Genomic DNA, 12408 nt, shown 5'->3' on the forward strand with positions numbered 1-12408 from the left:
GGGAAGCAACGAGGATCAGCGGGTGCAGGTGATGGCGCCGTCGGCGACGGGCAGCGAGCCGCCGTTGAAGTAGGCGAGCGCCTTCTTGTAGTCCGCGCAGCGGTTGAGCGACTCGGTCGGGTCGAGGCCGTAGGAGTAGCCGATCGCGCGGCCGACTGCGCCCATGTCGTAGTTGTCCGCGGCGCCGTTGATGTTATGGGAGGTCCAGTACCAGCGGGCGATCTTGGCGCTCCAGTCGACCGTGGCGGCGTCGTCGGGGTAGCTCAGGAAGTCGTGGCCGAGCGCGTTGCCGGCGGACCGGTAGTTGAAGTCGTTGGTCAGCTGGATGAACCCGCGGCCGCGGTACACGTCGCCGTTGCCCGCTTCACCTGCGTTGTAGCGGAAGCCGCTCTCGTGCTTGAGCGTGGCGAGCAGCGCGGCCTTGCGGCTCGGCGTGGTGATGCTCCCGGCGGCCATCTCGGCGTTGAGGCTCGGCAGCCCGGCCGCGACGGTGTCGGTGGCGTAGGTCGAGCCGTAGACGGCGGTGATGTCGGCCAGCGAGACCTGGCCACCGGTCGAGGTGGCGCCGGCCGCGGCGAGCGCCAGCTGCTGGACGCCGCCGGTCTGCTCGACCCAGGTCCCGTAGAGACCGCCGTCCTTGACGGTGACGCTCCCGTCGGTGCGCAGCACGCCGATGCGGTCACCGGCGATCTGCAGGTTGGCGGCATTGGCGAGCTGGTTCACCCACGACGCGTAGAGGTTGCCCTCCTTGACGGTCGCCAACCCGTTGTCGAGCACGACACCGATGCGGCTGCCGGAGAGTTCGAGCTGCTTGACGCCGGAGGTTTCCTCGACCCAGTTGGACCAGAGGTTCGACTCCTTGACGGCCACCGTTCCGTCGGTGCGCAGGACACCGATCCGGTCGGCGGAGAGCTCGAGGTCGGCAACGGCCCCCATCTGGTCCACCCACGGCGCGTAGAGGTCGCCCTCCTTGACGGTCGCGAGCCCGTTGTCGAACACCACGCCGACCCGGTTCGGGGTCAGCTCCAGGTCCTTGACGCCGCTGGTCTCCTCGACCCAGGCGGCGTTCAGCGCGCCGTCCTTGACCGCGGCCGTGGTGTCGTTGCGCACCACGCCGATCCGGTTGCCCACGAGCCGGAAGTCGCGGACGTTACCCGCTTCTTCGACCCAGCTCGTCCACAGGTTGCCTTCTTTGACCAAGAGCCGCGAGTCCGCGGTCAGCACGCCGATCCGGTCGCCCGCGATCTCGAACTTCTGCACCCCGCTCAGTTCTTCGACCCAGGGGGCGTAGAGGTCGCCCTCCTTCACGTGCAGCTTGCCGCCGGCCAGCACGCCGATGCGGTTCGCACCCGGCGGGAGGTCCCCGGCGGACGCGGTCGTCTGCAGGCCGCCGAACGCGATCCCCGCGACGAGCGCCACGGTGGCGGCCCGGCCCAGTGTCTTCTTGAGCGTGGACATGATTGTTCCCTTCTTCACCTTGGGAAAGATCCGCAGGTCCCGAGGGGCGCTGTGCTTGCGGCCCCCTGCGTCCTCCTCGGGACGGAAAGAAGCTTCTCCCGCCGGGTTCAAAGAAACCTGAAAGCCTTTTTTGATGCGTTGACCAGGGGAAACGTCCCGATCAGCGCCGAACGGAAGGAGAACTTTCAGCCGGCTTCGAGAGCCGGAGCACCGGCCGGGGCTCCCGCGCCTCCCGGCTGCCGTGCAGCCGGAAGATGCCCGCGGCCTCCGTCCACGCCGCTTCGGCGCCGGCGGTCTCGCCGAGGGCGTCCAGCGTCGTGGCGAGATCGCGCAGGGCACGCGCCCGCCACACCGGCAGCATCAGCGCGTCCCACCACTGGACCGACCGCTCGAGGTGGGCCCGCGCGTCGAGGAGCCGCCCGGCGGCGAGCTCCAGCTCACCCAGGGTGCGCAGCATCAGTCCCTGGCCGAAGCCGTCCTGCATCTCGTGGCACGTGGCGAGGCAGGCGAGCATCGCCTCGCGCACCTCCTCGCCCCGGCCCTGGCGGATGCGGACCTTGGCGAGCGCCTGCGCGGCGTAGGCGGACATCAGCGGGTCGTCGTCGGCGCGCAGCAGGTCCACCGCCTCCTGGCTGCACCGGTCCGCCTCGGCGAGCCGTCCGGCAGCGCGGTGGACGAGGCCCACCGAGCGCAGCGCGAGCGCGCGGCTGCTCCCGTCGCCCGTCGACACGTACCCCGCCACGGCAAGTTCGGCGGCGACCAGTGCCTCGTCCAGTTCGCCCTGTTCGGTGAGGACGCGGCCGAGCCCGTGCAGCGCCTGGATCTCCGCCTGCGTCTCGCCCAGCTCCCGCAGCGCCGGCAGGGCGAGGTCGAGCGAGTGCCGGGCCTGGGCGAACTGGCCGTACTCGCATTGCACGACGCTGAGGTCGAGCCGGCTCATGGCCTGCCCGCGGCGGTCGCCGTCCAGCTCGTAGGCGGCGAGGGCCTGCTCGTGGTAGGCGATCGACTCGTCGAAGCGGTCCTGCTCGTAGCGCAGCCAGCCCAGCCCCGAGAGCAGCCGCGCCTCACCGATGCGGTCGCCGGTCCGGCGCGCGGCCGCGAGCGCGGCGTTGTGCGTGCGCCACCACTGGCCGAACAGGTTGCGCACGGCGAACACCGACGAGCACAACGCCGCCGCCAGCCGGGTGGCGACGTCGGTGAGGTCCAGCCCGCTGACGCGCTCGACCACCCCGACCAGGCCGGTCTGCTCCGCGTCGAACCACGCCTCCGGGTCGGTCAGGAGCTCGTCGATCTGCGCCGGCGCCAGGTACCGGGCCAGCGCGCTGCCCTCGGCGGGCGCGTGCGGCGCCCGGCGGCCCGCGAGCTCGACGAGCCCGAGCCAGCACTCGGCCGCCCGCTCGGCCGACGCCTTGATCTCGTCCGCGGGCTCCTCCGCCTCACCGCGTTCGCGGGCGAAGGCGCGCGTGAGGTCGTGGATCTGGTACCGCAGGGCACCGCCGTCATCATCCACAATGGACACATCGAGGAGCTGGGCGTCGACGAGCCGCTCGACGACCTCCTCCGCTTCGTGGCCGTCGCAGTCGAGCAAGGGCGCCACCACCCACGCGCCGAACGAGGAGACGTCGAGGAGGCCGAGCCGGCGCAACGCGGCCCGTTCGCGATCGTCCAGGCCGTCGTAGCTGAGCGCGAAACTGCTGCGCACCTCGAGGTCGCCGAGGGTGAGCTCCTGCAGGATCCGGTGCTGCACGCGAAGCCGCTCGGTGAGCCTGCCGACCTTCCACTGCGGCCGGGCCGCGAGGCGGGCGCCGGCGATCCGCACGGCCAGCGGCAGGTTGCCGCACAGGCGCACCAGCTCGCGGGCGGCTTCGGGGTGTTCCGCCACGCGGGCGTCGCCGATGACCCGGCCCAGGAGGTCCAAGGCTTCCGCTTCGTCCAGCACGGGCAGGTGCAGGTGGGCCGCGCCGCCGAGGGCGCCGAGGCGTTCCCGGCTGGTCACCAGCGCCGCGCAGGCGTGGCCGCCGGGCAGCAGCGGACGAACCTGGCGTTCGTCGGACGCGTCGTCGAGCACCACGAGGATGCGCCGGTCGGCGAGCAGCGTGCGGTAGAGCTGGGCGCGTTCCTCCAGGCGCGCAGGGATGTCCGCCTCCGCCACGCCCAGCGCACGCAGGAAACCCGCCAGCACTTCGACCGGATCGGCGCGGACGGCCTGCACCCCGCGCAACGAGGCGTAGAGCTGGCCGTCCGGGAACTGCTCGCGGACGCGGTGCGCGACGTGCGCGGCGACCGTGCTCTTGCCCGCACCGGGCTTGCCGTAGACCGCGCACAGCCGCGAGCCGACGGTCTCGCCGGCGGACAGCCACCGCGTCAGCTCCGCCACTTCGTGCCCGCGGCCGGTGAAGTCGGCGATGTCGAACGGGAGCTGGCTCGGCCGGGGGACGCGCAGGTCGGTTCCCGGCCGGGACGCCGGCGTCTCGTGCTCGTCGCGCAGGACGCGCTCGTGGGCCGCGAGCAGCACCGGGCCGGGCTCCAGGCCGAGTTCGGCGAGCAGCGTCTTCCGGCCGTCCTGGTAGCAGGCGAGCGCGTCGCCCCGGCGGCCACTCTGGTGCAGGGCGAGCATGAGCTGGGCGCGCAGCCGTTCGCGCAGCGGGTGCTCGGCGACGGCCGAGGTCAGCTCCGGGACCAGCGACTCGCCGGCGCCGGTCTCCAGCTCGACGTCGACGCGGTCCTCCAGCGCCGCGACCCGCAGTTCCGCCAGCCGGGCGCGTTCGTTCTCGGCCCACCTGCCCTGCGTGCCGCCGAGTGCACTTCCCCGCCACACCGCGAGCGCCTGCCGGAGGTGGGCGACCGCCCGGCCGGGTTCGCCGGCCGCCTTGGCGCGACGGCCCGCGGACGCCTCCCGGATGAAGGTGTGCAGGTCGACCTGGTCGACGTCGACGGCCAGCCGGTAGCCGCCGCCGCTGCGCGCGATGACTTCGGGGTCACCGCCGTCGGCCAGCGCCCGGCGCAGGGCGGAGACGTAGGTGTAGACGGCGGCGCGCGCCTGGTCCGGTGGTTCTTCGCCCCAGATCGCGTCGATCAGCTGCTCCAGCTGGACCACGTGGCCCGCGTTCACGGCCAGCAGCGCGAGCAGCGTGCGCGGTTTCGGGCCGCCGAGGCCGGCCGGGTGCCCCGCGACCACGACCTCGACCGGGCCGAGCACGTGGAATTCCATCCGCCCCTCCGCCCTCGCCTTGATCGTGTTGCTCCTTGACGGAGAGCCTGGCAACCGATCTCCGGCTAAGCAAGATCCGCACAGGTGACCGGTCTGTCGGGATCGTCTCGTGTCGGTTGCGCCACCCCTTCGGCGCAGTGGCGTGCCTCAGCAACATCTTGTGTCACATGAGTCCCAGCGTCGTCCTGACCTGCACATTTGCAGATTCACTCGAACGGATGAGCGGCCGAAACGCTGGAAATTGTCAGACCCTCGAACTACTGTTCGAGGTGCAGTAACCGAACACAAGTTCGAGGGGACGTCCATGACGATCGCACCGCTCCGCCCCGGTACGCCCGCGCCGCCGGTCCAGACCCTGCCACCGGGGTCGTGGCACGGCCGGCTGTGGGTGTCCGACCTGCCGCTGACCCGGCCCGAGCGCTACCTCGGCTGCGTGGCCGAGTTCGAGCGGTCCGGGCTGTGGCCGGTGCTGATCCCCCACGACCAGCGCTTCGCGGCGAACGGCGAGGACTGGATCGACGACCGGGGCAGGCTGGCCCCGACCGGCCACCGGGTGGCCGCGGCCGACCCGGCGGGAGCCCTGTCCCGCTGGTGGGACACCTCCTGCTGCGACGGCGCGTGCCTGAGGCCGTTCGGCGCCCGCTTCCCGGGGCTGGCCAAGCGCAGCCCACGCAGGTCCGACCCACTGGCCGAGGCGGGCAACACGGGTTCGATCCTGGCCACGCGCGCGCCGCACCGGCTGGGCCTGGTCCAGACGGAGCGCCCGGCCGACATCCCGGCGCTGCTGGGGTGGACGGGGATGATCAAGTGCACGGACCAGGTGGCGGAGCTGTCGGCGGTCCTGCGGAGCTGGGAAGACAGGTTCGGGGCGACGCTGGTGGTACTGGGGTTCGACACGATCGAGCTTTCGGTGGCGGCGCCGCCGAGGAACCAGGCTCGGGCGCTGACGGTCGCGGCGGAGCATCGGGCGTTCAGCCTGCCGACGTTTGCGGGGCAGCCGGGGAATCTGCGGGAGTACGCGTCGGGGTTGGTGCAGTCACGGCATTGGCGGTTTTCCTGGGCGTGAGAGTCGGTCGCGAGCGCGGCCCGGCCACTTGCGACCCGATGCATCCGCACCACCCCTCCGAGAGGTCAACGCTTGAGCCATTACTTCAAAGGTCCGGTGAGACGGGCGTCCGCCGGATTGGGCCGCCCGTCCCAACCTCCGGTCCGGCCGTCCGGGCGGGCGTGCGTTTGGCCGTCCAGGCGAACGGGCATCACCGTTCGCGGAAAGGCGGTGAGAGCAATCGCCGAGATCCGGATCGGGACCTCTGGGTGGCGTTATCCCCCGTGGCGCGGGGTGTTCTACCCACCCGGGCTCGCGCAGCGGCGGGAACTCGAATACCTCTCGCGGCGGATGAACGCCGTCGAAATCAACGGGTCCTTCTACTCGCTCCAGCGTCCCGAGCGGTACCGCGCCTGGTTCGACGAAACCCCCGCCGACTTCCTCTTCGCCGTCAAGGGCGGGCGTTTCATCACCCACATGAAGCAGCTTCGCGACGTCGAGACCGCCCTCGCCAACTTCTACGCCTCCGGCGTTCTCGCCCTAGGCGCGAAACTGGGTCCCTTCCTGTGGCAGCTGCCGCCGAGACTCGCCTTCGACCCCGATCGGCTCGAGAGCTTCTTCGCTCTCCTCCCGCGCACCACCACCGATGCCGCCCAGCTGGCGGCGAAGCACGACGACAAACTGAAGGGCACGCCGTTCCTCGAAGCCGGGGCAAGGAAACCGCTGCGGCACGCCCTGGAAGTCCGCCACCCCAGCTTCGCCGAACCCGCCGCCAAGAATCTCCTCAAAGAACACGGCATCGCCCTCGTCGTCGCCGACACCGCCGGCAAATGGCCGTTCCTCGAACACCAGACCGCCGACTTCGCCTATGTCCGGCTGCACGGCGCCGAAGAACTCTACGTCAGCGGCTACTCCGGCCAAGCCCTGCGCAAGTGGGCCGGGAAGATCCGGGCTTGGCACGACGGCGGACGGCGTGACGTGCACGTTTACTTCGACAACGACGTCAAAGTGGAAGCTCCCCGGAACGCCGAATGCCTCGCCGATTTGCTCGGCGTCGCCCCGATCACGAGACAGTGAGCGGACAGTGAGCGCAATCGGCTTGAGTGGACTTTCGGGCCGGGCCGGCTTGCGTGCTGCCACTGGGGGTCGGCACGTGAGCCGGCCGGTTCCGAAGACTCAGGCCCCCACCACGACCAGCGCCGCCAGCTTGGCGCGCACGTCGTCCGCGTCCGGGTGCCCCAGCTCCGTCAGCAGGCGCACCGAACGGAGCCAGCACTCGCGGGCCGGCGCCGCGTCGCCGTGGCGGAGGTGGATCGTGCCCAGCTGGGCCAGGACGTCCGCCGCCTCGTACTGCTCGTCCATGGCGAAGAACATCTCCACCGAGTCGCGGATGCACGCGATGCCTTCCGCGAACCGGCCGAGGCCGATCAGGGCCAGGCCGCGCGTGTGCTGGGTGAACCGGGTGTCCACCGGGCGCCCGTCCGATCCGAGGATCGCCAGCGCCGCGTCGGCCAGGCGCAGCGCCTGCTCGTGATCGCCCATCGACGTGCAGATGTCGCCCAGCGCCCGCAGCACGCTCGCCTCGAAGTGCCCGAGCCCCAGCTCGCGGACGATCTCCAGCGCCTGCATGCCGTGTTCGTATGCCCAGGCGCAGTCTTCGAGGTTGTGCGCCGCCATCGCCAGGTTGTACTGCGCCCGCGCCTCGCCCTCGCGTGCCCCGAGCGCGCGCTGGATCGCGAGCACCTGCTCCAGGTACCGCCGTGACTCGGGGTACTGCCGGGCGACGCCGTTGACGACGCCGAGCCCGCTCAGGATTCCCGCCTCGCCCGGCCGGTGGCCGCTCGCTCGCGCGGCTTCGAGCGCCACCGCGAACACCGACCGCCAGTCGTCGAGGCGCGAGCGTGTCATGAAATAGCTCTGCAGGAGCCAAGCCAGCTTCCAGCAGACGTCGTCGCGGCCCCGGCGCCGCGCCAGGTGCACCGCCGCGATGAGGTTGCCGCACTCCTCGCCGAACCAGTCCAGCGCCTCGTGGTACGACCGGAACACCAGCCCGCCCTCGAGGTCGTCGAGTTCCAGCAGCCGGTAGTAGCGCTCCGGCCGCATCAGCCGGGACGCGTTCAGCGCCGACGCCGAGTACCAACCCAGCAACCGGTCCAAAGCGGCGTCACGCTGCGAAGCCGAGTCCACCTGCGAAGCCGCTTCGCCGGCGTACGCCCGGATGAGGTCGTGGAACTGGTAGCGGCCCGGCCGCGGCTGGGCGAGCAGGTGCGCGGCGGCCAGGGTTTCGAGCATCGGCCGGGTCGCGGCGACGTCCAGCCCGGCGACCGCGGCCGCCGCCGGCGCGGTGAAGTCGACGCCGGTGAGCAGGCCGAGCAGCCGCAGCAGCCGGGCCGTCGACGGCTGCAGTGCCTGGTAGGAGTACGAAACCACGGACCGGATGTTGGTGCCTTCGCCGTCGGCGAGGTCAAACGAACCGAGCAGGTCGCTGTCGAGGGAGCCGACGAACTCGTCGAGCGGCAGGTCGGGGAACTGGGCCGCGCGCACGGCGAGGATCCGGATGGCCAGCGGCAGCCCGCCGCAGTACCGCACGAACCGCTCGGCGGCCGCCGGATCGCGGGCGACCCGGTCGAAGCCGATCGTGGCCGCCAGCAGCGCGACGGCGTCCTCGTCGCCGAGCTCCTCCAGCGCGATCCGGTGCGCGCCGTGCGTCGCGACCAGCGCGCGCAGCTGCCAGCGGCTGGTGATCACGACCAGGCAGCCGGGCCCGGGCAGCAGCGGGCTCACCTGCTCGGTGCGGCTGGCGTTGTCCAGCACGACCAGCAGCCGCCGTCCCGCGGTGTGCGTCCGCCAGCTCGCCGCGCGGCCGTCGAGGTCGCCGGGGATCGCCTCGCACGGGACGCCGAGCGCGGTGAGCATGGCCTCCAGCGCCGCCGACGGCTCGACCGGATCGCACGGGCCGTAGCCGCGCAGGTTCAGGTAGACCTGCCCGCCGGGGAACCGGTCCGCGATCTCGTGCGCGAAGTGCACGGCCAGGGTCGTCTTGCCGATGCCGCCCATGCCTTCGACGGACGCGATCGGTGTCGACGCGCCGGCGTCGACCGCCTCCGGCAGCAGCGCGTGCAACGCCTTGAGGTCGCATTCGCGCCCGGAGAAGGTCCGCAGGTCGGCGGGCAGCTGGTGCGGTACCTGCGGCTCGACGCCGAGCCGGTACCGCGCGAGCCGCACGGGATCGCCGTCGTCCGCGCCGGTCAGGATCGCCTGCCGGGTGCGCTGCAGCGACGGCCCGGGATCGAGCCCGAGCTCGTCGGCCAGCACGCCGCTGATCCGGCGGTAGACGTCCAGTGCCTCGGCTTGGCGGCCCGATCGGTACAGGGCGATCATCAGCTGCTCGTGCAGCCGCTCCCGCAGCGGATTTTCCCTGGTCAGCCGGGCGAGCTCGGGGACGACGGTGCCGTCTTCGCCGACTTCGAGCAGCGCGTCCGCCCACTGCTCGCGCACGCGCAGCCGTTCCTCGGCCAGCTGGCCGGCCTCGTCGCGGTGCAGCGCGTCGGACTCGACGTTCAGCAGCGCCGGGCCGCGCCACTGCGCGAGCGCCTCGGCGAAGTGGGTGGCCGCCCGCCGGCTTTCGCCACGGTCCATCGCGGCTTTGCCGCGGACGGCCAGCGCGCGGAACCGGGTCAGGTCGAGCAGGTCGTCGTCGAGCTCGATCAGGTAGCCGCCGCTTTCGGTGCGGATCGCGACCTGGTCGCCGAGGGCTCGGCGCAGGCGCAGCACGTACGTCTGGAGAGCGCCCTTGGAGCGGCGGCGGTCGTCGGTCCACAGCCAGCGGCCGAGCTCGTCGACCGGCACCACCCGGTTCGCGCGCAGCAGAAGGCCGGCCAGCACGATCAGCGGCCGGCTGCCCCCGAGTGGTACCGGGCGGCCGTCGGCCGTGACCTCGGCCGGACCCAGCACGCGGAAATCGAGGACCACGGACTCATTCTTGCCGGAAACGCGCAGTTCGGCACCTGTTTGCGAGCCTCGGCACGGTGGCATGATCGGCCTCGATGAAGGTCTACGCGATTCCCCTGCGCACCCGGTTCCGCGGTATCACCGTCCGTGAGGGCGTGCTGCTGCCCGGCCCGGCGGGCTGGGGCGAGTTCTGCCCGTTCGCCGACTACTCCGACGCCGAGAGCGTGCCGTGGCTGCGGGCCGCACGGGAGGCAGCCGACACCGGCTGGCCCGCGCCGGTCCGCGACCGGATCGAGGTGAACACGACGGTGCCGGTGGTCGGGCCGGAGCAGGCGCACGCGCTGGTCCGCGCGTCCGGCTGCCGCACGGCGAAGGTGAAGGTCGCCGATCCGCGTGTCTCTCTGGCGGACGACTGCGCGCGGGTGGAGGCGGTCCGCGACGCGCTCGGCCCCGGCGGCGCGATCCGCGTCGACGCCAACATGGCGTGGGACGTCGACACGGCGGTGCGCGCGATCGCGGACCTCGACCAGGCGGCGGGCGGGCTGGAGTACGCGGAACAGCCGTGCCCGTCGATCGAGGAGCTGGCCGCGGTCCGGCGCCGGGTGGACGTCCGGATCGCGGCCGACGAGTCGATCCGCCGCGCGGAGGACCCGTTGAAGGTGGCGGTCGCCGGGGCGGCGGACATCGCGGTCCTGAAGGTCGCCCCGCTCGGCGGTGTCCGGCGCGCGCTGGAGGTCGCCGAGGCGTGCGGGCTACCGTGCGTGGTGTCGTCGGCGGTGGAGACGAGCGTCGGCCTGGCGGCGGGACTGGCGTTGGCCGGCGCGCTGCCGTCGCTGGAGTTCGCTTGTGGACTCGGGACGCTTTCCCTGCTGGAAGGGGATGTCTGCACGGAGCGACTGTCCCCTGTGGACGGATACCTCCCGGTTCTCCGGACCGCTCCGGAGCCCACGACGGCCTACGAGGCGTCGCCCGGGGTCGCGGCGGCTTGGGAAGACCGGCTGAGCCGGGTCCGCGCGCTGGGCTGAGCGCGGACCCGGCGTTCAAGGCCGCCAGGCTGAGTCGTAGGCGTGTACCAGCCACCGGTCGGCCCAGTCGCGATCGGGCTCTTCCGGCAACGGTGACGCACACCGGGTCAGCCGGTCGAGCCGATCTTCCAGCTCGGCCGCGGCAGCGACGGCTTCGTCCTGGGTGTGCTTCCCGCGACGCAGGTCACGCAGCCAGGTCAGCCACGGCTCGGCGATCGGCAGCGTCATCCGGCCGGTCTCCAGCAGCTCGACGCCCTGGACGCCCAGGCGGACCATGTGCATGGCGTACTTGGTGTCGAAGCCGTACTTCGCGATCAGTTCGGGCCGGTTGACCCGCAACGCACCTTCGAGCATCCGCGTGCGCTGCGTCCGCAGGTACCCGGCGAACCGCAGGCCGGCCAGCCGCGACACGACCCGATCGGCGTTGGCGCGCAGTTCGTGGCCGAGCTCGGTGATCCGCACGATTTCCGCGTCCGGCACGAAGAGCGGCAGCAGGATCGTGGGATTTCCGGTCAGCGCCAGGCGCATCCACTTGCGCAGCGAGTAGACGATGAGGTCGAGGTCGCCGGGGCCGGACCGCACGCCTTCCGGCTGGGTCCGGAAGACGTACTGCTCGAACCGCCGGAGGCCGGTGACGTACTCGGCGGGTTCGACGCACAGCCCCATTTCGTCGCGGTCGTCCTGACCGTCGACGGCGGTGCCGTGCAGGCCGGAACCGACCTGGCAGCGCAGGATCGTGCCCTGCTCGGCGATCGCGGCGAACTCGGGGGTGTCGTGCTTCATGTCGACAGTTGTAGCGGGCCGGCCGCGGTGCGAGCACCTGGTTTTCCCCGAGGGCAACTTCAGGGTCGGGGTCCGGGCCGTTCCCGATGTGGGCGACCACCCGCGAGAGACACCATTGAGCCATGACGAACAGCGTGTACACCCCGGAAACCAAGAAGCTCCGCCGCAGCCGGAGCGACAAGATGCTCACCGGTGTCTGCGGCGGGTGGGCCACCTACCTCGGCATCGATGCCACCGTCCTGCGGCTCGGCCTGGTTGCTGCCGTGTTCCTGTCGGTCGGGATCGCCATCCCGGTCTACATCGCCGCCGCGATCCTGACGCCCGAAGAGGACTCCTGAACGCGGGCGGGCTCCGGCTCGCAGGGGGAGCCGGAGCCCGCCGGAGGCCGGGGGTGCGCTGAAGACACTCGCGCCGGGGGGCGCGGGTCGGGGGGACTGCCGCCGTCGGGGGACGCGGCAAGTCACGAAACGAACGGCCCGGACGTCAGGGGACGTCCGGGCCGTTCGGCGGCGGTCGTTGGGCCGGGTGGCCCAAAACCTCACCGCGAATCCCGTTCGAGGGGTTAGGGTTCGCGCTTGTGGATCACGGAAACACCGCCCCCAAGGTCGTCGTCGGGATCTTGGGCGGGTTGTACCTGATCACCGGGCTGGGGCTGACCGCCTTCGCCGCCTACGCCGTGCTGTCCGCCGGCGACACCGGCGGCGTGCGAGCCGGTCGGCTCGTGCTCTACACCGCCGCGGGGCTGGCGATCTGGGTCATGCTCACCGGGATCGGCGCCATCGTCGTCGGGCTGGAAGCGGACGACAAGAGCACCGCCTGGCTCGGGGGCCTCGGCGTGCTCGCGCTCGGCGTCGTGATCGTCGGCGCCTACGCCGTCTGGTTCTTCACCAAACCATGAGACCGTGCTCATAAAGAAAGCCCGGCCCGCCGAAGCG

General features: G+C 71.9%; 9 protein-coding genes. 5 read left to right on the plus strand and 4 right to left on the minus strand.

Annotated features, from left to right (window positions below; all coding sequences use genetic code 11):
* Nucleotides 1-15: 15 nt before the first annotated feature.
* Together ACLJQF_RS30775 and ACLJQF_RS30780 are read right to left on the minus strand one after the other, a co-directional pair.
* Nucleotides 16-1458 (minus strand): glycoside hydrolase family 19 protein, encoded by a 1443-nt coding sequence (locus ACLJQF_RS30775; protein WP_410613826.1) that lies wholly within the window; start codon nt 1456-1458, stop codon nt 16-18.
* Nucleotides 1459-1618: 160 nt separating this feature from the next.
* A complete protein-coding gene (locus tag ACLJQF_RS30780) occupies nt 1619-4669 on the minus strand; it encodes a BTAD domain-containing putative transcriptional regulator (RefSeq protein WP_410613827.1) in 3051 nt (1016 codons plus the stop codon).
* Nucleotides 4670-4973: 304 nt separating this feature from the next.
* On the opposite strand from ACLJQF_RS30780, the gene ACLJQF_RS30785 reads away from it, so the two are divergent.
* Nucleotides 4974-5735 carry a DUF4253 domain-containing protein gene (locus ACLJQF_RS30785; RefSeq protein WP_410613828.1) on the plus strand — a complete coding sequence of 254 codons (762 nt, stop codon included), beginning with the start codon at nt 4974-4976 and terminating at the stop codon, nt 5733-5735.
* 210 nt (nt 5736-5945) lie between these two features.
* Entirely contained in the window at nt 5946-6791 is an 846-nt protein-coding gene (locus tag ACLJQF_RS30790) for a DUF72 domain-containing protein (protein ID WP_410613829.1), read from the plus strand.
* 99 nt (nt 6792-6890) lie between these two features.
* Here ACLJQF_RS30790 and ACLJQF_RS30795 read toward each other — a convergent pair whose 3' ends face one another.
* Nucleotides 6891-9686: a BTAD domain-containing putative transcriptional regulator gene (locus tag ACLJQF_RS30795; RefSeq protein ID WP_410613830.1), complete on the minus strand. Its 2796-nt coding sequence runs from the start codon at nt 9684-9686 to the stop codon at nt 6891-6893.
* A 74-nt stretch (nt 9687-9760) separates the two neighbouring features.
* On the opposite strand from ACLJQF_RS30795, the gene ACLJQF_RS30800 reads away from it, so the two are divergent.
* The gene (locus ACLJQF_RS30800; RefSeq protein WP_410613831.1) at nt 9761-10690 is read left to right on the plus strand and encodes an o-succinylbenzoate synthase; all 930 of its coding nucleotides are present in this window, start codon (nt 9761-9763) and stop codon (nt 10688-10690) included.
* Between the two features lie 15 nt (nt 10691-10705).
* Here ACLJQF_RS30800 and ACLJQF_RS30805 read toward each other — a convergent pair whose 3' ends face one another.
* The gene (locus ACLJQF_RS30805; protein ID WP_410613832.1) at nt 10706-11473 is read right to left on the minus strand and encodes a DNA polymerase beta superfamily protein; all 768 of its coding nucleotides are present in this window, start codon (nt 11471-11473) and stop codon (nt 10706-10708) included.
* Between the two features lie 122 nt (nt 11474-11595).
* Here ACLJQF_RS30805 and ACLJQF_RS30810 point away from each other — a divergent pair, with 122 nt between their 5' ends.
* Complete coding sequence (locus ACLJQF_RS30810; protein WP_410613833.1) at nt 11596-11811, plus strand: PspC domain-containing protein; 216 nt, start codon at nt 11596-11598, stop codon at nt 11809-11811.
* A gap of 239 nt (nt 11812-12050) precedes the next feature.
* Nucleotides 12051-12371 (plus strand): hypothetical protein, encoded by a 321-nt coding sequence (locus ACLJQF_RS30815; protein ID WP_410613834.1) that lies wholly within the window; start codon nt 12051-12053, stop codon nt 12369-12371.
* Nucleotides 12372-12408 lie beyond the last annotated feature (37 nt).

It is taken from the genome of Amycolatopsis sp. lyj-109 (genome assembly GCF_046548995.1).
GTDB lineage: Bacteria > Actinomycetota > Actinomycetes > Mycobacteriales > Pseudonocardiaceae > Amycolatopsis.

Coding starts and splice junctions, on each gene's coding strand:
- ACLJQF_RS30800 (WP_410613831.1), top strand. CDS start 9,761: ATGAAGGTCTACGCGATTCCCCTGCGCACCCGGTTCCGCGGTATCACC.
- ACLJQF_RS30805 (WP_410613832.1), bottom strand. CDS start 11,473: ATGAAGCACGACACCCCCGAGTTCGCCGCGATCGCCGAGCAGGGCACG.
- ACLJQF_RS30785 (WP_410613828.1), top strand. CDS start 4,974: ATGACGATCGCACCGCTCCGCCCCGGTACGCCCGCGCCGCCGGTCCAG.
- ACLJQF_RS30780 (WP_410613827.1), bottom strand. CDS start 4,669: ATGGAATTCCACGTGCTCGGCCCGGTCGAGGTCGTGGTCGCGGGGCAC.
- ACLJQF_RS30810 (WP_410613833.1), top strand. CDS start 11,596: ATGACGAACAGCGTGTACACCCCGGAAACCAAGAAGCTCCGCCGCAGC.
- ACLJQF_RS30775 (WP_410613826.1), bottom strand. CDS start 1,458: ATGTCCACGCTCAAGAAGACACTGGGCCGGGCCGCCACCGTGGCGCTC.